This window comes from Paenibacillus sp. SJS-P3 (assembly GCF_056711585.1).
In genome coordinates, this window is sequence record NZ_CM160043.1 from 4,413,455 (window position 1) to 4,431,889 (window position 18,435).

The following is an 18,435-nucleotide window of genomic DNA, read 5'->3' on the forward strand; positions in this document are numbered from 1 at the left end:
GGTTGTGTGAAGCATGAGCATCGTCCAGGACTGGATTCGCGAGATCAAAACCATGAACCCCCAGCAGCTGGAGCATACGCTGCAGCAATTTTCCTCCTATGGCCCTTTGCCGGGAATTGTGCTGCCGCTCGCCGAGGCCTTCCTGCCTTTTTTGCCGCTTTTCCTGTTCATTGCGGCGAACGCCAATATTTACGGATTGGGCTGGGGCTTCCTCTATTCCTGGATCGGCGTCTCTGCGGGCTCCATCTGCGTATTCTGGATCGCCCGCTCTATAGGCGGAGGCCTCGGGATGTGGCTGGAGCGCCGCTTTCCGCGCGTGCGCGTATTCTTCGACTGGCTGGAGCGCCGGGGCTTCACGCCGATCTTCCTGCTCGCCTGCTTCCCGTTCTCCCCTTCGGTGCTCGTCAATATCGCATCGGGCCTCAGCAGCGTCCCGTTCCGCACCTTCTTCGTCGCGGTCGTTCTCGGCAAGGCGGTCATGATCTTCATCATCTCCCTGCTGAGCTTCAATATCGGCGATCTGGCGCCATGGCGCATCGTGCTTGCCGTATGCGTCATTGTCATCATGTGGCTGGGCGGAAAAAGACTCGAAACGCGTTACTTGGCTAAATAAGACAAGCCCTGTCCAGCGGGAGGCCGCTGAAAAGGTGTCGCTGCAGACGGAAATCATTCTTCCGATCGATTTCGCGCCTTACGCTATTTTTTAAGTGGCCTCGTCCGGCGGACGGGGCTTTTTTTGGCGTTCGTTCCGGCTTGCCGCCGCCTTGCGGCAGTCAGGCAAGGAAAGTCCGGCCTCCCTGTCAGGCATCTCTTTGCCGGCTATGGTCGATATTGGCCGCTTCAACGCCGATTAGGGGCCGCTTCGCCTACACACACTGTAAAGGCAAGGCATCTCCCGCGAAAGGAGGATGGCCATGTCCGGCGAACAGCCTTCATTCAAGCAGACCTTCGCGCGCAAAGCCCAGTCGGAAGCAGACCGCACCGGCAAGGGCAAAGCCGCGGCCAGCGCCAAGCAGTCCGATGCGGATGCCGCCGCTGTCCGCAAGCACGGCGTCTAACCAGCATCCTATACACTTAGGAGGGATCGCATGAGCGAGAAGCCTAGCCATAACGAAATGGAGCCGATCTCGGGGGAGCATGTCGAGGTCGACGGCGTTTATACGAACCAGTGGGGCCGTCAGGAAAAGCTGCAGCGCGGCGATGCTTTTCCGGCGGATCCGATGTGGGGAACGACGGAGTGGAAGCTGGCCGAGCTGGAATTCAGCAACCATCATGCCGGCCATACCGATCCGCGTGAAATCCCGCATGACAGCGCGAACGACCCCGAGAACCACTTGCAGCATCCGCGCCGCCACAAGCACAAAGAGCATCGCGGAGACGAATAAGCGACGCGCAAAAGGCGTACCCTCTTGATGGAGGGTACGCCTTTTTTACGGTGCGGGGCCGAGCGGAATCCAAGCCGATGGATCAATTCTTGATCTGCCTCGGCTCTGCTTCTTCGGAGGCGGCAAGCGCCGAACGGCCGTCCTCCGCCTCCCTGTCCCTGCTGTGCACCTGATCGATGATCTTCTCCAGCCGACGGAGATGATAGCCGTATTCGAACAGAGCGGCGGCGACGAACACGAGCCGCCGGTGCTGATCCGGATCCTCCCGCAGGTAATCCGTCAGCTGCTGGGCCAGCCGTGTTCCGGTAATCGCTTCCGAAGGCACGCAGGCATGCGGCTTGATTTTTCCGTCCAGCTTGAGCAGCAGATGCTCGTGGTACTTGGTCAGCTCCTCGATCTGGGCATCCAGCTTGACCGCCCAATCCTCCGCTCCTGGAGAGGCGAAGTAATGCTCCTCCACGACGTCCAGCAGATCGGCTCCCTTGGTGACCGCCTTGATGAGCTGCTTGGAAAGCAGCAGCTGGCGCGCCCGCTCGGCGCGGCTCGAAGCCCGCAGGGAGCGCTCGTCCGCGAGCACCAAGTAGCGTTCGTCCAGCTTGCCGATCGTGCCGTGCAGCTTGGCCTTCTCGTCGTTGTACACCTGCTCTTTCATCTCGTCGGAGATGGAGGTGCGCAGGAGCAGCGACAGCTGCTGGTAGGAGCGGTGCACGTCGCTGTGGAACTGCTTGCGCGGCCTCGGCGGGAAGACGAGCACGTTGACGGCGAACGCCGCCCCCATGCCGGTCAATACCTGGAGGAAACGCTCCACGGCGAACATCCAGCCGGTCGCGTTCGCTTCCATGACAGCCACGACGGTCACGAGCGTCAGCCCCACCGTCGATTCCATTTTCAAGCGGATGCTGACGAGTATGACGGCTATGATGACAATGCCGACCGCGATCGGATTGTTGCCGATCAGCTGCACGGCTCCCAGCGCGATCATTGCGCCGAGCAGATTGGTCTGGAATTGGTCGCTCACCTGCTGCCAGGAGCGGAAAATGGACGGCTGCAAGGTGAATATGGCTGAAACAGCAGCCAGAATCGGAGAGCTGAATTGGAAGAGCTCGCTCAGGTAAATGGCCAGCGCAACGGCAATGCCGGTTTTAACCACTCGGGCCCCGATTGTCATAAGGGTTGAAATCCTCCTTCTCAGGCAGCGAATGGGTATGCTTCTTCACCTCTTATACCCTGTTGCTCCATTGCCTGTAACGTATGCCATGCCCGCTCGTTCTCGATTTCCGAATTCGGGCAACTGCTATATTGTACATTTTTTTCATTTCAATTTATACCTGGCCCCGGCATACCTTTCTTTTTGAAACCAGACCGACGTTCCTTGGATCAAAAAAGAAGCGCCGACCAGGCATGAATCCCGATTCGCGCTCCTATCTGCAGGTCTTGCTCCTCGCTGCTCCGCTTCCGCTGTCACGAGCCCAGGCTGCCCAGCGAGCTTCTTCTCGCAACCGCGCAGTAGGGCAGATAGATCTGGAACGAAGTCCCTTCTCCCAGCTCGCTCGTCACCCGGATCCTTCCCTTGTGGTTGTCCACGATCTTGTAGGACACCATCAGGCCAAGCCCCGTTCCTTTATCCTTGGTCGTATAAAAAGGCTGGCCCATCTTGGACAGCTGCTCCTCGTCGATGCCGGGTCCCTCGTCCTTGACGGTGACGAGCACGTCTTCCTCGCAGAGCTCGGTGGCGATGATGATCTTGCCTCCTTCGGCCATGACCTCGATCGCATTTTTGAGCACGTTGATGAACACTTGCTTCACCTGGGGCTCGACGCCGTATATCCAGAGCGGCTCGGATCCGTAATCGGCCCCGATCTCGATGCCGTACAGGGAAGCCTGAGACTCCAGAAGCAGCACGGTGTCGAGCATGATTTCGCGCACGTCGGTATAATCCATCTCATATACCTGCGGTTTGGACAGCATCAGCAGCTCGCTGACGATGTTCTCGATACGGTTGAGCTCGGATTTCATGATGTCGAAGTAGGGGCTGCCGGACGTGCGGCCGCTTGCGATCAGCTGGAGAAATCCTTTCAGCGAGGTGAGCGGATTGCGGATCTCGTGCGCGATTCCGGCTGCGAGCTGACCGGCCACATAGAGTTTCTCGGAGTTGATCAGAAGCTCTTCGTTTTTCTTGCGCTCGGATATGTCGCGGATGATGACGATCGCCACCTGCTGGCCGGAGAAGGTCGATTCCGAATGGATCAGCTCCGTGCTGATCGGCCTCCCGCCCAATGTGAGCCAGTCCAGCTCGATCGCGACCGCAGGAGCTTGGGGGGACGGCCTGCCTGAAGGCTTGCCTCCGCGCGGGTGGCGGGCCAGATGGCTGCGCAGACGCTCGTGGGAGTCCGGACACAGGAACCGGTAGACCGACTTGCCGACCATATCGGATTCATCCGAAGCTTCGAACATCCTCAGTCCGGAACAGTTCACGAATTCCCACTTGCCTCCGCTGATGACGGCAATCATATCGATGGAATTCTCCACAAGCAGCTTGTAGCGCTCATTGATCAGTCCGTAGCGGCGGTCTGCAACCCAGGCGACGATGCTGAAGCTGAAGATGATGACGGTAGCAAGGGCAAGCAGCAGCCCCATGAACATCAGGTACTGGTCAATCCGGAAGGTCGGCTGCTCCGACGAGCCGCGGCCGTAGGAGAGGGACTCCAGGGCGAGCAGATGGAAGGCGATCGCCCCTGTTCCGAAGATGAAGCTGGCCGGTAAACGGCGTTTTCCCCCATGTTTCATGTAGACCTGCAAGGAAGTGTAGGTGCCGGCCAGCAAGACGGCCAAACCCGCGGCCAGCAGCGATGGACTCAAGTCGAGAAGCCGGACACGATGCATCAAGACGCTCATATAGTGCATGAAAGCGACAGAAGAGGTGATGATCAGGGAAGAAGCGCCCAGTCGAAGCTTGCTCGTCTCCCCGTCTCCAAGCAGCAGAAAGGCGGAATAAGCCGCTCCTCCCAGCAGGAACAATGCCAGGAAGGATTCCGCCGTAATCGATACCAGGTAATGGGAAGCCAGCATGGCGACGAAATGCATGGACCATGCGCCGAGGGCGAATACGGCTGAAGATCCGAGAAACCAGTAATGGCGGAACGGACGGCGGCTGTTCAAATTACCAACCATGCTGAACATCGTATAGGCGGAGAAGACGATGATCGTATAAGCTAAGGGAATGTAGAAGGCATGGTCAGGCTGCATCGTCGAGATCATCCCGTTCTGTATAAGAAATGGGCTGCAAAAAAATGGATTTTTCCTTGAAATTCGACGTACCCGCGAAAAATCCTTTTGGAATGAGGAATCGTCTTTCTGACAATGCCGTTCTATCTGTTCACCGCAGCAGTAGATGAAAGGAATCAACCGATGAAAAAAGAAATGTTCGATATTTACGATGACAGCTGGACCCGCATCGGAACGGCCACCCGCGCCGAAACGCACCGGCTCGGCCTGCGCCACCGCTCCTTCCATTGCTGGCTCGTCCGAGGCTCCGGCGACGGCACCCTCATCCGCTTTCAGAAGCGGCAGGAAAGCAAGGACACCTATCCCGGCTTGTACGATATTACGGCCGCCGGCCATTTGTCCGCAGGGGAAGATATCCGCGATGCCGTCCGCGAGCTGGAGGAAGAGCTTGGAATCTCCGCTGCCTATGAGGATCTGCTGCCGCTCGGCTACTCGGTCGAAAGGTCGGAGGGGATAGCGGGAGGCGTTCCTTTCGTAGATCACGAACGATCGGAGGAGTTCGCCCTTCGCTGCGCCCTCCCCCTTTTAGAGCACCGGCTTCAGCACGAGGAGGTAGCCGGGATCTACGAGGCTCCGGCCGAGGGACTGATCGGCTTGTTCGAAGGCAGGCTGGATGCGCTGTCCGTTCAGGGAGCCGAATGGCCGGAGATCGCAGGCGCGGGAGCGGATAAGGCCATATCCGAATCCGGGCTTGTCCCGGTCACCCGGAAAATACGCCCTGATGACTTCGTTCCTCGTCCGGCCGGTTACTACTCCTCGCTGTTCAGGCGTCTCAGCGAGCTTCCTTGAACCAAAGAGCCTTGCCTTCTCCATCGGGAGCCGGCAAGGCTTTTTGAACAAGGCGCCGCCGGGCAATCACCTTAATGCAGAGCTTTGACAGCTTTGGCGGATTTTGCGGCTTTGGCGGTTTTGCCAGCCCTGGCGGCTTTGCGGGCTGCTCCTGGAGCAGCCTTTCGGGCGGATCCCGTACCTGCTTTGCGGGCTCCTCCGCGCCTGGAAGCTTTCTTGCGGACATTGCCTGCCGGAACGACGCTGCTCAGCAGGCCAGGAATCGGTCCCGGAGCTCCCGGTCCGGGTACTCCGCCTCCGAAGCCGCTCAAGTCAGGCATGCCGGGCATGGTTCCCGTTCCGGGCATTGTTCCCATACCTTGCATGCCGGGCATGAAGCCGGGCTGCGGCGATAGGCCGCCCGGGAATCCGCCCGCCCCCTGGCTCCGTTGCCAGTTGGAGTACCAGTTGTCGATCAGTCCGTGAATCTGGTAGAAGTAGGTCGAGCGGGGAGCGATGTCCAGATCCCGCAGGATAGGCTCGCCCAGCACCTCGGAGCCGGCATCGTGGATGCAGGCGTGGATATGCTCGATGAAGCGCCCCAGATCATCCGCCGTCGCAAAGGATTGCGGCTGGTAGCGGACCCGCATCTCGCCGTTCCCGTCGTAACAGGAGGACATGCGGATGCCTTGCGGAACTTCGCTCCACGGAGCCACCAGCGACATGTCGAGCCCTTGGCCGCGGTACCAGTCGAGCACCTTGCGGATATATTGCCGGTGGAAGTTCAGGAACTTGTCTCCCCATCCAATCGGGGGATTGTCGTTGTTCATGATATGGTTGGCATGATGCCACCGGCGGTGTTCTTCAAGCAGATCGCTTGGAAAATCGGGAATAATCATCGTGGAAGGCCCTCCCTGGTCCATAGGTTGCTACCACAGGATATGCAGCCGCCCTCGGGCTAGTGCCTTCCGCTCCGGTCAGCTCCGGTCAGCTCCGGTCAGCTCCGGTCAGCTCCGGTCGTCGTAATAATGATGCTCCGCGTGCATCCGTCCGCCCGAAATGTTCAGAATGCCGTAAGAGTAGCGGGGCTGGCGCCTCTTCTGGACCGGAGATCCCGGGTTGAACAGCAGCAGGTCTCCCTCCCGCTTGCTGTAAGGGGCATGGGAGTGGCCGAACAGGATCAGGCCGACCCCGTCGTCAGGAAAATTCGACCGCGCCTTCTGCTCCGTCCATCGTCCTTGGCCCAGATCGCCGTGCACGATGCCGATCCGGCAGCCTGCGAGCTCGATCAGCTTGCGCCTGCCGTAGCGGCGTACGAGCTCGGGACCGTCATTGTTGCCCGCCACTCCATCTACCGGCGCGATGTCTTCCAGCAGGCCGGCGACGCGGGGATGCGTCCAGTCTCCGGCATGCAGGATGTAATCCACTCCCCGCAGCCCTTTCACAAGCGCATCCGGCAGCTTGGATGCCGAAGCGCCAAGATGCGTATCCGACACGAGTCCAATCCGCATGAGTCCATCCCCTTTCTTCTCGCAGCTTTGGTTCAAGCTTAGCACAAATAGATTCTGTCCCGATACCTTCAGGAACGGTTTCCGCGCCGGCAGCGATTCGTATTCGGCGGGGCCGCTCTGGTACAATAAGAAGACCGCTACCGCGGCATCCGACAAGAACAAGGGGGATCGAGCAGACCCGCCGCTGCTTCGGCAAGAGGGCTGCATTCGCCATGAGCCATAACATACCCAATAAGCTTCGCGAAGCCGCCGCCCATCTGGAGAACCGCTTCCAGGAACGCGAGGAGCTGATCCGCGTTCTCCTGCTGGCGCTGATGAGCGGCGAACATCTGATGCTGGTCGGGCCTCCAGGCTCCGCCAAGTCCCAGCTCGCCCGGAGCGCTGCCGCCCTGTTCGGCGGCAGCCGCAGCTTCGATTATCTGCTGACCCGGTTCACGACGCCCGACGAGCTGTTCGGCCCCGTCTCCCTGCAGCAGCTCAAGCAGGACCGCTACGTCCGCCAGACGCAGGGTTATCTGCCCGAGGCCCGCTTCGCCTTTCTCGATGAGATCTTCAAGGCGAGCAGCGCCATCCTGAACTCGCTGCTCTCGATTCTGAACGAGCGGATTTTCTACAATGGAGCGGAAGCCAGGGAAGTGCCTCTGCTCTCGCTCATAGCTGCGTCCAACGAGCTGCCGGAGGAGCAGGAAGGGCTCGCCGCCCTCTACGACCGCTTCCTCTTCCGCTACGAAACCCGCTATCTCCAGCAGATCGCCAGCTTCGAGCGGATGTTCCAGGGACCGGATACGCCGCCTCCCGCCCTGCTCGATTCCGGCGATGTCCAGCGCATCCAGGATGCCGCCTCCGGTGTCGCCCTGCCGGAGCCGGTGCTCGTCATGCTGTTCCGGCTCAAGACTTTGATGGAAGAAAAGGAATATATCCTGTCGGACCGCCGCTGGCGCCGGATCGGCCGCACTTGGCAGATAAGCGCCGCAATCCATGGCCGCGATGCCGTCAGCGTCTGGGATACGGTGCTGACTCCGCATCTGCTCTGGGACTTCCCCGAGGACCTCGAGGAGCTGCGGGGCATTTTTGCCGGCGTCTGGCAGGAGCTGCTCGCCAAGGAAATGGACAAGGAGCTGCCATTGGCCTCCTACCGCGACACGCTCCAGAAATGGCTGTCCCGCGAGGAAGAGCTGAGCGGCTTCCAATTCCGCAAGGAGGTCGGGTCTTCCCTCGGCCGCACGCAAGCGGAACGGCTCGCTTCGATGACGGACGAGGCGAGGAGCGAGCTCGAGGAAACAGCCCGTTCCTTGCAGGGACGTCTAGTCGCCTGGCAGGAGAAGGAGAAGCAGCTGCCCGCATGGATCGAGTCGCAATCGGTGTTCATCCTGCATGCCGACGAATATGCTGTCCGCTTCACGCATCTGCGCATCGGAGGAGAGAAGGTTCTCCAGCAGCTCCAGGGGCTGTACCGCACTTTGTTCGACAAGGATATGCCCGGCGTTTCCTATGACTATACCCTTTGACGTCAACCGGAAGGAGGCAGGCCGATGCTGATTCGCAGCGCCAGGGTAGACCGCTATCAGTTCGATGCGTTCGTCCGCTCCTCGCGGACCGCCCGCGAATGGATGAAGGAAGCCGAAAGGCAAGTACCATGGTTCGATCTGGAGCTGTTCGCCGATTTCTTCATGAGCTTTTACCTGGCGGAGCCCGTATTCGAGCATCCCGTCGGAGGCGATCCGTTCCATCGCTGGATGCTTGCCTCCCTGCGGCGGCAGCATTTCTACCGCCTCATCCATCCGCGGACGATCGGCGAAGTGAATGCTTCGTTCAAGACGGCGCTCAAGGCGCTGTCATGGCTGACGGAATCCTACGAGGAGGAGGCGAAGCGGCGGGAAAGGGAGAAAAGGCCGATCCTTTCTGCCGGCGAGCAGGATAAGGGCCCCGGAGGCAGCGAGGCTGCCGGGGAGCTGAAGGAGCGGCTCAGCGAGCGCCAGCTGGAGCAGCTGCAGCTCGTCGGCTACCGGCTGCAGCAGGGCCGGCGCACGGTAGAGGACAAGCAGAGCGAGCAGGACAGCCGCCCGCTGGATCTGGAGGAGCGCCGCGGCTTGCGGCAGCGGGTCGAGGAGCTGCGAGAGGCGATGCGAACCGACTTCCTGCGCCGCGACAAGCTGCGGGCCAAGCTGACGAAGGCCGAAGCCGAGCTGCAGCAGCTGGAACGACGCCTATCCCGCGTCAGTGCCCGCGAGGCGGCAGCCATGCAGCGCATCGAGGATGAGCTCGGCGATTGGCTCGGGCAGTCGCTGCGGGGCTCGCTGGAGCGGGAGAGCAAGGACAGCGGCGACATCTTCGGGCTCATGCAGGCGAGCCAGCGGCTGGCCAACCGGCGCTGGGGAAGCGAGCTCGGCCGCCTGCGGCGCCAGACGTTCGAGGAGTACAGCCGCTGGGTCGAGCAGCTGCAGAGCCGCAAGGATCTGCTCGCTTTTCTGGAGGATGTCGGCCGCAGCGTGCACTCGCTGAAAGCCATGCGCAAGAAAGCCTCATCGCTGCGCGTCCATGAAGCTTACGGAGGACTGGAGCTCGCCGGCGACATCGCCCGCATGCTTCCGGGAGAAGCAAGCCTGCTTGCCGATCCCGACTTCGAGCCCTATTTCCTGATGAAGCTGCTCGATCGCAAGCTGCTGGCCTACTCTCCGGAAGGAGAGGCCGAGGAATCCCAGCGCGGCCCGGTCATATGCATGATGGATACTTCCCATTCGATGCGCGGATCCAAGCTCCGTCTCGTCCAGGTGTTCACGGCCGCGTTCGCCGCATTCGCGCTGGCGGAACGCAGAGACTTCACGCTGCTGCTGTTCGGCGCGAAGGGCGAGGTCATCGAGCATCGCCTCTATCATCAGCGGCCCGACTGGGACCGTTTCTACGGCATGGCTTCCCTCGCTTATGGCGGCGGTACGAACTTCGACGCTCCCCTCGCGAGAGGCATCGACATCGTGGAGCATGTCCGCGGGTTTGCCGCCGCCGATTTCGTCATGCTGACCGACGGTGTCGGAGAGATCACTCCCCCGCTGCGGGAGCGCCTCGCACGGCTCTCCGCACGCAGGAGCGTGCGCCTCCATACGCTGATCGTCGGCTCGGCAAGGCAGCATCTTGCCGCGGAATATGATATCCTGGGAGTCTCTCACCGGGTCCGCTTCGCGCAGGCCTGGGATTCCCGCGATGCCGAAGCAGGGAGCCTCCTGCTCGACGTGTTCGCTGCAGCGGGCGAAGAACAGGAGAGCCGCCGGCGGAAACTGCGCTTATGATCCCAAAATAAAGAGGCCGCGCCTTTCGCGCAGCCTCTGCTTTCTTTTCTTCTCGCAGCCCTTGCCGACCGTCGCCTTGACAGCGTTCAGCGGGTCGCCAGCCATGCCGCGCAGGCCGCCCAAAACGGCAGCGACAGAGCCAGTCCGTTCAACAATCCGGTCAGCAAATGGCCTTCCCGTCGAATCATGAGACATCTCTCCCTGTTTTCCGTAATGGATTCATTATGGCCCTTGCGGCCGCCATTTAGACGGAGCTTGGTTGACTTGTTTTTAACCCGTGAAGCGTTTTCACAAACTTCGTGTCCGGTCTGCCGGGTGATTTGAATCTATTCTATGCAAAGAGGTGACTGGTTATGATCTGCCGAAGCGGCTGCGCCGCCTGCTGCATCGCCCCTTCGATCTCGTCTCCGATTCCAGGCATGCCCCACGGCAAGCCCGCCGGAGTTCCCTGCGTGCAGCTGCTGCCGGATCTGCGCTGCGCCCTGTTCGGCAAGCCCGAGCGGCCCGCCGTATGCGGCGAGCTTCATGCAGCCGCCGATATGTGCGGCGATTCCCGCGACGATGCCCTCGCCTATCTGGAATGGCTTGAAAAAGCGACCGCTCCCGGCGCGTGACGATCGGGAGCTTTTGTCATGAAAAATAAAAAAACGCCGCTCCCGACAGATGTCGAAAACAACGTTTTTGCGAAGGGAATGAATCCTGAAAAGTTGAAAATGGTGCTGATGAAGGGATTCGAACCCCCGACCTACGCATTACGAATGCGTTGCTCTACCAGCTGAGCTACATCAGCAAATCATTGGTTGTCGAGACACCTGCTTGTCCTTGTTTACAACAAGTTTTCGTCAGCGGCGACTTTTATAGAATACGCATTTTCGCGAATATTGTCAAGCATTTGTCGACGCGTTTGTGCGGCTGCACATGTGACGAATTTATGTCCGCCGTTTCCGCTTTGCGAGCCACGGGTAATGTAACGACAAGTAAGACTCGCGCTGCATAAGGATGCTGGAATGGATCCGGACCGGAAGCGAGCATAACAGAACGGAGGCGCATCGAACATGCCCTATTCCAAAATCATTGTCGGATACGACGGCTCGGAGCAGTCCGTCCGTGCCCTGAGATCGGCGCTCGAGCTTTCTTCTACCTTCAAAGCGCTGATTGAAGTCGTCCATGTCTATAATCTGACGCCGATCGTCGTTGGCGAGACGGTCGCAGGCTCGCCGCCCGCGGCAACGGAATCCATGAAGCTCGAGGCCGAGACGGTAGCTGCGGAAGCCCGCACCATCATCTCCTCGGTAACGGATACTCCGATCGAGGTGCTGGTCGCCGAAGGCGATCCCGGCAAGACGATCACGTCGATGGCGGCGGACCGCGGCTCCGATCTTATCGTTGTGGGAAGCCACGGCAAAGGCGGCTTCAAGGAGCTGTTCACGGGCAGCGTCAGCCATTACGTGACCCAGCATGCCAAAGTGCCGGTGCTCATCGTCAAATAGGAATAAGGCCAGGCAAACGTGTTCCATACTAGCTTCTTCAAAGGAAAAATGCGGATAAAAGCGGAAAAGAGCCGGGCGGTTCTTTTCCGCTTTTGCATGCCAATGGCTGCCCATATGCCGCTCAGGATGTAGAATAGTCCCTCGTCTGCGGGGACGAAGGGCTCTCGCTCATATCCGCTGCGGCATATCGCCTTCCTCTCCAGGCCCGGCGAAGCTGCTGTCGGCAGGCATGCGGAAGATGAACGTGCTGCCTTCTCCCTTGTCGCTCTGCAGCTCGAGCATGCCCCCAAGCAGCTTGGACAGCTGCAGGCTGATGGACAAGCCGAGGCCGGTTCCGCCGTATTGGCGGGTAATGCTGCCGTCTTCCTGCTGGAAGGCCTCGAAGATGAGGTTCTGCTTCTCCTTGTCGATGCCGATGCCGGTGTCCTTGACCGCGAACACGATCCAGTCCACGTCGGGCGGAGCCGGCACGGGCTTTCGGGACTTCTCCCTGCTCCGCAAGCGTGCGGACGCGCGGGTTCCGAGCAGATTCTCCTCCAGTGACGGGAGCAGCGCTCTGCGTTCTCCGGACACCTTGAGCTCCACGAACCCGGACTCGGTGAACTTGAACGCGTTCGTCAGCAGATTGCGGAGCACCTGATTGACGCGCAGAGCGTCGGTCAAGAGCAGCTGCGGGGAATCCGGCTCGACCTTGATCCGGAACGGAAGTCCCTTTCGGTCGGCGACCGGCTGGAACTGCGCCTGGACGGAATGCAGCAGCTCGATGGCCGGAACATTCTCCAGGGTAAGCTGCAGCTTGCCGGCTTCGACCTTCGACAGATCGAGGATATCGTCGATCAGATGCAGCAGATCCACTCCCGCTGCTTTTAGGATGCCCGCATAACGCTTGTCCTCTTCGCCGTACGCCTCGTCATCGCTCTCCTGGATCAGCTGCGAGATCAGCAGCATGCTGTTCAGAGGCGTTTTGAGCTCATGCGACATGTTGGCCAGAAATTCCGACTTGTAGCGCGACGAGAGCAGCAGCTGGCGAGCCTTCTCCTCCAGATCCCGCTTGGCTTCCCTCATCTCCTTGGTCTGCCTGCGCAAGATCAGGTTCATATTCTTGAGATCGACCATCCGCTGCTGATCGAGGCTGAAGTCACGGATCATGTACACGAAGAAGGCGCTGAGAAGAAGCGAGAGCAGCAGCGTCAGCGGCGCGTATTCGCTCCAATACACGGACAATGGAAGTACGCCGAGCCAGGAAATATTTATGCAGTTGAGCATGTTGATGGCGAGTATGACCACAACAGCCTTCCGGAAAAATGTCCAGCGGCTCCGGCCGAGGAAGAAGGCGAGCAGCGCTCCGGCGGCGCCCAGGATGAACATGTTGCCCATTCCGGCGAGAGAGGCTGCATTGATGCCGAAAAAAAGCCTGCCCATGCCGATCCCGACCCCGATGGCGATGATCTGCCAAGGCTTGCTGAGAATCAGGACTGCCATGATCAGCGGCACATAACGGAGATCGAACAGAATATGGTCGTTCACCCGAAGGCCGAAAACCATCGTCAGCCAGCCGGATGCGATAAAGATGAAGGAGGCCAGCGCCTCCTGTATGCCGGGCCGCAGCCATTGGAAAGCGGTTTTATAGCCGAGATTGAACAAATAGGCGATCGTGATAAGCAGGCTGATGTTCATGAAGAAAACTTTGGATAGTGCCATGCCAGCCTCCGTCAGTTTCATTTTATGCCTTCATTCTACATCAATTTCGCAGTCTTCATCATCCATCGACTGTCATTTCCCTCCTGACTTCACGCGAATAGCAGGCGCCGAATCGAAACTTGTTGAATAATGTTCCTATTTCGTTCATATTCCTTTAATGCGTTTAATGTAAAATAAGGCAAGGAAAGATAAATTTCACAAGGGGGTGCTGTCCGATATGATGCAGCCGATCACGTTCAAAAACCGTTCTGTCCCCGTCTACTACCCCCCGGGACAGGAGGAAGCGCTGAAGGCGCTCCCGGGCAAGCTGAGGGAGCTTGAGCTCAACTTCGATTTTCGCAAACGATGGAAAGAGATCGCCTCCGTCGAGATGTCGCGCGACGTGGCGATCTTCCAATATCATGACGGAACGAAGCTCTATCTGGAAGTAGGCTAGGCTCTGCCCCTCGGCAGCTTGGTCCGGTCAGTCCTCCAGGCGAGTCCTCCCTGCTCCGGCAGAAGTCGTGGACTTCGTCCGGCCTCTCAACGAATTCGGTACCAGCACAAGCAGGCGCAAGGGAGTCGGTCTCCCTTGCGCCTGCTTGGCGTTCATTCGTGATTGTCCGGACAGGCCGGGTCCGATCCGCGGCTTAAGCCTCGCGGCGCAAAATGCTCTCGATCTTCTCCAGCTCTTCTCCGCTGAATTCCAGGTTGTCGAGCGCGCGGACATTGTCCTCGATCTGCGATACCCGGCTTGCGCCGATGAGAGCGGAGGTGACCCGCCCGCCGCGCAGCGTCCAGGCAAGCGCCATCGCTGCCAGCGACTGGCCGCGCTCCTGGGCAAGAGCGTCCAGCTCGCGGATCTGTGCCAGCCGGCCCTCGGTAATCTGGCTGCCGCTCAAGAATACGCTTGGTCCGCCGGCCCGGGAATCCGCGGGTATGCCCTGCAGATAACGGTCGGACAGCATGCCGCCCGCAAGCGGGGAAAAGACGATCGAGCCGATGCCCTCTTCCTCCAGCACATCCTGAAGCCCGTCCTCGATCCAGCGGTTGAACATGGAGTAGGACGGCTGATGGATCAGGCACGGAGTGCCGAGCTGCTTCAGGATGTACGCCGCTTCCCTGGCCTGCTCGGCGCTGTAGTTCGAGATGCCGGCGTAGAGCGCCTTGCCGGAACGGACCGCATGGTCCAGGGCTAACATCGTTTCTTCGAGCGGCGTATCCGGATCCGGACGGTGGTGATAGAAGATGTCGACGTATTCCAGGCCCATCCGCTTCAGGCTCTGGTCGAGGCTCGAGAGGATGTATTTGCGCGAGCCCCACTCGCCGTAAGGCCCCTCCCACATGTAATAGCCCGCCTTGGTCGAGATCACGAGCTCGTCCCGGTAAGGGGCCAGATCATCCTTCAGCATCCGGCCGAAGTTCACTTCCGCGGAACCTGGCGGAGGCCCGTAATTGTTCGCCAGATCGAAATGGGTGATGCCCAGGTCGAATGCCCTGCGCGCCATTTCCCTGCCGTTCTCGTAGCGGTCGTTCCCTCCGAAGTTATGCCACAGTCCGAGCGATATTGCCGGCAGCTTCAGCCCGCTGCGTCCGACGCGGTTGTACTTCATCGATTCGTACCGCCCGGAATAAGCTTGATATCCCATCGCCTTTGTCCTCCTTGAACCTCTATAATCGCCGTCCTCGATCAGGTTGAATACGGCGTCCAGCTATGCTGCTCATTATACCTCAGAAAGATGGCTTGGCCGATCCTGGACCGGCTCAGACGGTCAGCGTCCGCGGCAGGACGATATGCATGTCGGTAGCCGTTTCCGCGAAAAATCCGGGTTCTTCCTCCGCCAGGCTCAGCCAGGCATCGACGCAAGCCGGATCGAATTGCCGGCTGCGCTGAGCCGAGATGATCCCGAGCGCCTGCTCATGGGTCATCGCCTTGCGGTAGGACCTGGACGAGGTAAGCGCGTCGTACACGTCCGCGACGGCCGTAATGCGCGCCAACAGCGGAATCTCCTTCTCCCGCAGCTGGTCCGGGTAGCCGGTGCCGTCCCACCGTTCATGGTGGGACCGGATGACAGCAAGCTCTTCCCGCATGAAGCCGAGCTTGCGGCACAGCTCGTAGCCGTGCACGGGATGAAGCTCGACGACCGCCCGCTCCTCCTGGGTAAGCACATCGGGCTTGTTCAGGATCGACTGCGGAATCTGCAGCTTGCCCACATCATGGATGATCCCGCCTTGGCCGATCGCCATGAGGTCGGATGAAGCCAGCCCCATGCGCTCGGCCAGCTTCAGGGCATACAGGGCGACCCGATAGTTATGGCCCGCCGTGTAGCCGTCCTTCTCTTCCGTCGCCTGGATCAGTGCCTGGACGCTTGGCGAAATGCATTTCTGCAGCCATTCCTTAGGATCCGAGCGGAACAGGGCTCTCATGGAATCCAGCAAGGAATGGGAGCTGGCATATTGGAGCAGGATGCCCGCCGCCACAGCCAGCAAGGACAGCAGCAGCAGCACATGGTACATCCACCAGCTGAGACGCCACGGCTCGCCAAGAACCATCATGAGCTGACCCACGCCGAGCCAACCGCAGCTGTAGACGATGGAGAGCTGCAGCGGCATCCTGGCGGCCTTGTAGCCTTTCCAATAACTCCTGGCGGCGCTGGCGAGCAGGATAAGCACGATCGCCGTCGATACCGTTCTCGTCGATTCCCTCTCCGACCACCCCGCGAGAATATGGGGATGGTTCATTGCAGAGAAGAAACAAAGCACCAGAATGCCTGTCCAGGCAGGGACGAGCCACCGGTGGAAACGCCCCAGGAACAGGACGAGCGGACGAGCCGCGGTCACGCCGGACAGCGCCAGCCATACGGATGCGATGAGGATGCCCAGCTCCGAGGAAATGCCCTGGACGGAGTTGTGCTCCATGATAAATCCCGGCGTGGCGAGCCCGTGCAGCATGATCAGCGCCGTCATGGAGATGTAGGCCAGCGCCAGGAACGAGACGCCGATGTTGCGCAGCTTCATCCCGGTATAGCCCATCGCCCCCGCAAGCAGCAAGGAGAAGACGGAGACGATCGTCACGATATAAAAATGTCCGACTGGGGAATGCCAATAGATGTCCAGAGTCCCGGACCATCTCAAGGCTTGGAACAGAATCAGGGGCAGCAGTATGAATACAGCAGCCGTAAGCAGCTTCCGGTGAGGAGCGCGCATGGGACTGAAGATCACCTCGTATGACCGCAACGGGACGAATGATGGAATGAAAGCCAGGACTTATGGATGCCTATACAAATAGCGGCCGCTGCATTAATATGGGAAAAATAAGCTTTATGCGTAGCATACCTTATCCTAGAAAGCTTTGAACAGAGTCAATATTCAAATTCTTGACCTTTTGGTCCCTTTTGAAGGACGAACGATGGAAGATGCTGTCTTCTTAAAAAGAATTATTTTCACAGGAGTTGAGACCTATTGTCATATCAATATGAAGTCAAAACATACAAAGAAAAATACGAAATGGTCGAGCTGACGGAGGCGACTACCCGCTCCCGCGTGCTGATCTGTCCGGAACGCGGCGGCATCGCTCTGCAATGCCGGCTGAACGGCTATGAGCTGTTCTATCTCGACGAGGCCACGTTCCTGGATCGAGATGCGAACATACGCGGGGGCAATCCCGTGCTCTTCCCGATCAGCGGCCAGCTGGCCAACGGAGAGTACGAGTGGAACGGCCGCAAATACCGCATGCGCAACCACGGAGTCGCCCGCACCGAAGCTTGGGAAATCGCCGGCATCTCCGATGACCGGGCAGCCACCGTCACCCTCCGCCTGCGCAGCAGCGAGCGGACGCGGGAGCAGTTCCCGTTCGATTTCGAGCTGTTGTTCACGTACACCCTCAAGAACGGCGAGCTGTCCATCTCCCAGCAATACCGCAATTTGTCGGATTCGCCGATGCCGATGTATCCCGGCTTCCATCCCTACTTTGCCGCGGATGCCAAAAACATTTCCTACCGAACGGACGCGACCCGGTACCTGGATTACAACGACGGAGCGGAAAAGCCGTACGAAGGCTCCCTCGATCTCGGGAGCATGAAGGAATCGGCCGCCTTGCTGGATCCGGCGGCTCCGGAGATTGCCTTCAAGCCTTCCGGAAACCTTGCGGTCCGGATGCGCTACAGCAGCAGCTTCCGCTACGTCGTCCTGTGGAGCGTAGAGGACAAGCCGTTCGTCTGCGTGGAGCCCTGGATGGCTCTGAACGGCGAGCTCAACCGCCAGGAGGAGCTCGTGCTCGTCCAGCCGGGCGAAACCGTCGAGGCCGAGCTGGTCATCGGCGCGTCCCATACGCTGTAATACATTGATGCCGCTGCGGCATGGCCGCTGTGCCCGGCCGCTGTGCCCGGCCGCTGTGCCCAAACCAAAAACGGGCCTGTCCCCCTCTCCAAGGGAAATCAGGTCCGTTTTTGGCTGCATGTCCATTATCGGATTTCTTTTTCGTAAAGACAGAAGCCGTTGTCCGATCTGCCCATGAACGTATATCCGAAACCGCTGTAAAAAGCGTTGAGCTTGTCGTTGCTGCCGATGCAGTCGAGCCGTATCGCCGACTTTCCTTCGCAAGCTACGCCCGTCTCCGCCCATGACAGGATGGCCCCGCCGATGCCTTGACCGGCATAGTCGCGGTTGACGGCCAGCCGGTGCAGATACAGATAGGGCTCGTGTCCCTGCTCTCCCCACAGCTCCTTGTCCCACTCGCCGGGCTGCTGAAGCAGGATGACCATTCCGGCAAGCGGCAGCCTCTCCTCCGCCGAGGCTTTCGGGCCTGCCCGGAACAGGAACGCCTCTCCTCTGGCCGCCGCTTCTTCCAAGCCGTGGCTGTCCTCTCCTCGAAGCAAGCCGTTCCACTGCAGGGAGCCGCTGGATTCCAGCCAGCCGGCGATGCCCCGGAGCATGTCCATCGCTTCCGCCGTTCCTTCCGGACGCAGCCTCTCGACCGTCAATCCGCCCGCTTCCGCGCGCATCATCGTGATTCCATTCATAGCGATCCCGT

General features: G+C 59.7%; 18 protein-coding genes and 1 tRNA gene. 10 read left to right on the top strand and 9 right to left on the bottom strand.

What is annotated here, in order from left to right; genetic code table 11:
• Positions 1–13: 13 nt before the first annotated feature.
• The 3 genes from AC06G8_RS20255 (at position 14) to AC06G8_RS20265 (ending at position 1,385) form a co-directional block, all read left to right on the top strand.
• A complete protein-coding gene (locus tag AC06G8_RS20255; RefSeq protein ID WP_480283711.1) occupies positions 14–613 on the top strand; it encodes a TVP38/TMEM64 family protein in 600 nt (199 codons plus the stop codon).
• A 301-nt stretch (positions 614–914) separates the two neighbouring features.
• Positions 915–1,058 (top strand): hypothetical protein, encoded by a 144-nt coding sequence (locus AC06G8_RS20260; RefSeq protein WP_447662866.1) that lies wholly within the window; start codon positions 915–917, stop codon positions 1,056–1,058.
• A gap of 30 nt (positions 1,059–1,088) precedes the next feature.
• Positions 1,089–1,385 (top strand): hypothetical protein, encoded by a 297-nt coding sequence (locus AC06G8_RS20265; RefSeq protein ID WP_021879326.1) that lies wholly within the window; start codon positions 1,089–1,091, stop codon positions 1,383–1,385.
• An 82-nt stretch (positions 1,386–1,467) separates the two neighbouring features.
• Here AC06G8_RS20265 and AC06G8_RS20270 read toward each other — a convergent pair whose 3' ends face one another.
• Positions 1,468–2,553 (bottom strand): FUSC family protein, encoded by a 1,086-nt coding sequence (locus AC06G8_RS20270; protein ID WP_447662868.1) that lies wholly within the window; start codon positions 2,551–2,553, stop codon positions 1,468–1,470.
• 293 nt (positions 2,554–2,846) lie between these two features.
• The gene (locus AC06G8_RS20275; protein ID WP_480283712.1) at positions 2,847–4,631 is read right to left on the bottom strand and encodes an ATP-binding protein; all 1,785 of its coding nucleotides are present in this window, start codon (positions 4,629–4,631) and stop codon (positions 2,847–2,849) included.
• A 162-nt stretch (positions 4,632–4,793) separates the two neighbouring features.
• Here AC06G8_RS20275 and AC06G8_RS20280 point away from each other — a divergent pair, with 162 nt between their 5' ends.
• On the top strand, positions 4,794–5,459 hold the full coding sequence (locus tag AC06G8_RS20280; RefSeq protein ID WP_480283713.1) for an NUDIX hydrolase: 666 nt from the start codon (positions 4,794–4,796) through the stop codon (positions 5,457–5,459).
• Positions 5,460–5,530: 71 nt separating this feature from the next.
• On the opposite strand, the gene AC06G8_RS20285 is transcribed toward AC06G8_RS20280, so the two are convergent.
• Positions 5,531–6,337: a hypothetical protein gene (locus AC06G8_RS20285; RefSeq protein WP_480283714.1), complete on the bottom strand. Its 807-nt coding sequence runs from the start codon at positions 6,335–6,337 to the stop codon at positions 5,531–5,533.
• A 108-nt stretch (positions 6,338–6,445) separates the two neighbouring features.
• On the bottom strand, positions 6,446–6,949 hold the full coding sequence (locus AC06G8_RS20290) for a metallophosphoesterase family protein (RefSeq protein WP_447662872.1): 504 nt from the start codon (positions 6,947–6,949) through the stop codon (positions 6,446–6,448).
• Positions 6,950–7,161: 212 nt separating this feature from the next.
• On the opposite strand from AC06G8_RS20290, the gene AC06G8_RS20295 reads away from it, so the two are divergent.
• The 3 genes from AC06G8_RS20295 to AC06G8_RS20305 all read left to right on the top strand — a co-directional run bounded on the left by AC06G8_RS20295 (position 7,162) and on the right by AC06G8_RS20305 (position 10,847).
• Positions 7,162–8,457, top strand: a complete 1,296-nt coding sequence (locus AC06G8_RS20295) for an AAA family ATPase (RefSeq protein WP_447662873.1) — start codon at positions 7,162–7,164, stop codon at positions 8,455–8,457.
• 24 nt (positions 8,458–8,481) lie between these two features.
• Positions 8,482–10,233 (top strand): vWA domain-containing protein, encoded by a 1,752-nt coding sequence (locus tag AC06G8_RS20300; protein ID WP_480283715.1) that lies wholly within the window; start codon positions 8,482–8,484, stop codon positions 10,231–10,233.
• 353 nt (positions 10,234–10,586) lie between these two features.
• Positions 10,587–10,847 carry a YkgJ family cysteine cluster protein gene (locus AC06G8_RS20305; RefSeq protein ID WP_447662875.1) on the top strand — a complete coding sequence of 87 codons (261 nt, stop codon included), beginning with the start codon at positions 10,587–10,589 and terminating at the stop codon, positions 10,845–10,847.
• A 100-nt stretch (positions 10,848–10,947) separates the two neighbouring features.
• On the opposite strand, the gene AC06G8_RS20310 is transcribed toward AC06G8_RS20305, so the two are convergent.
• A tRNA-Thr gene (locus AC06G8_RS20310) sits at positions 10,948–11,023 on the bottom strand.
• A gap of 265 nt (positions 11,024–11,288) precedes the next feature.
• Here AC06G8_RS20310 and AC06G8_RS20315 point away from each other — a divergent pair.
• A complete protein-coding gene (locus AC06G8_RS20315) occupies positions 11,289–11,723 on the top strand; it encodes a universal stress protein (protein WP_447662876.1) in 435 nt (144 codons plus the stop codon).
• A 168-nt stretch (positions 11,724–11,891) separates the two neighbouring features.
• Here the strand turns inward: AC06G8_RS20315 and AC06G8_RS20320 are convergent, their stop codons facing one another.
• Positions 11,892–13,424 (bottom strand): ATP-binding protein, encoded by a 1,533-nt coding sequence (locus tag AC06G8_RS20320; RefSeq protein ID WP_480283716.1) that lies wholly within the window; start codon positions 13,422–13,424, stop codon positions 11,892–11,894.
• Positions 13,425–13,641: 217 nt separating this feature from the next.
• On the opposite strand from AC06G8_RS20320, the gene AC06G8_RS20325 reads away from it, so the two are divergent.
• The gene (locus AC06G8_RS20325; protein WP_048746503.1) at positions 13,642–13,860 is read left to right on the top strand and encodes a hypothetical protein; all 219 of its coding nucleotides are present in this window, start codon (positions 13,642–13,644) and stop codon (positions 13,858–13,860) included.
• A 193-nt stretch (positions 13,861–14,053) separates the two neighbouring features.
• Here the strand turns inward: AC06G8_RS20325 and mgrA are convergent, their stop codons facing one another.
• On the bottom strand, positions 14,054–15,052 hold the full coding sequence (gene mgrA / locus AC06G8_RS20330) for an L-glyceraldehyde 3-phosphate reductase (protein WP_480283717.1): 999 nt from the start codon (positions 15,050–15,052) through the stop codon (positions 14,054–14,056).
• A 115-nt stretch (positions 15,053–15,167) separates the two neighbouring features.
• Positions 15,168–16,610, bottom strand: coding sequence for an HD-GYP domain-containing protein (locus AC06G8_RS20335; RefSeq protein WP_480283718.1), 1,443 nt, complete (start codon positions 16,608–16,610; stop codon positions 15,168–15,170).
• A 255-nt stretch (positions 16,611–16,865) separates the two neighbouring features.
• Here AC06G8_RS20335 and AC06G8_RS20340 point away from each other — a divergent pair, with 255 nt between their 5' ends.
• Positions 16,866–17,741 carry an aldose epimerase family protein gene (locus AC06G8_RS20340; protein WP_480283719.1) on the top strand — a complete coding sequence of 292 codons (876 nt, stop codon included), beginning with the start codon at positions 16,866–16,868 and terminating at the stop codon, positions 17,739–17,741.
• 125 nt (positions 17,742–17,866) lie between these two features.
• On the opposite strand, the gene AC06G8_RS20345 is transcribed toward AC06G8_RS20340, so the two are convergent.
• Complete coding sequence (locus AC06G8_RS20345) at positions 17,867–18,424, bottom strand: GNAT family N-acetyltransferase (RefSeq protein WP_447662881.1); 558 nt, start codon at positions 18,422–18,424, stop codon at positions 17,867–17,869.
• Between the last annotated feature and the right edge of the window lie 11 nt (positions 18,425–18,435).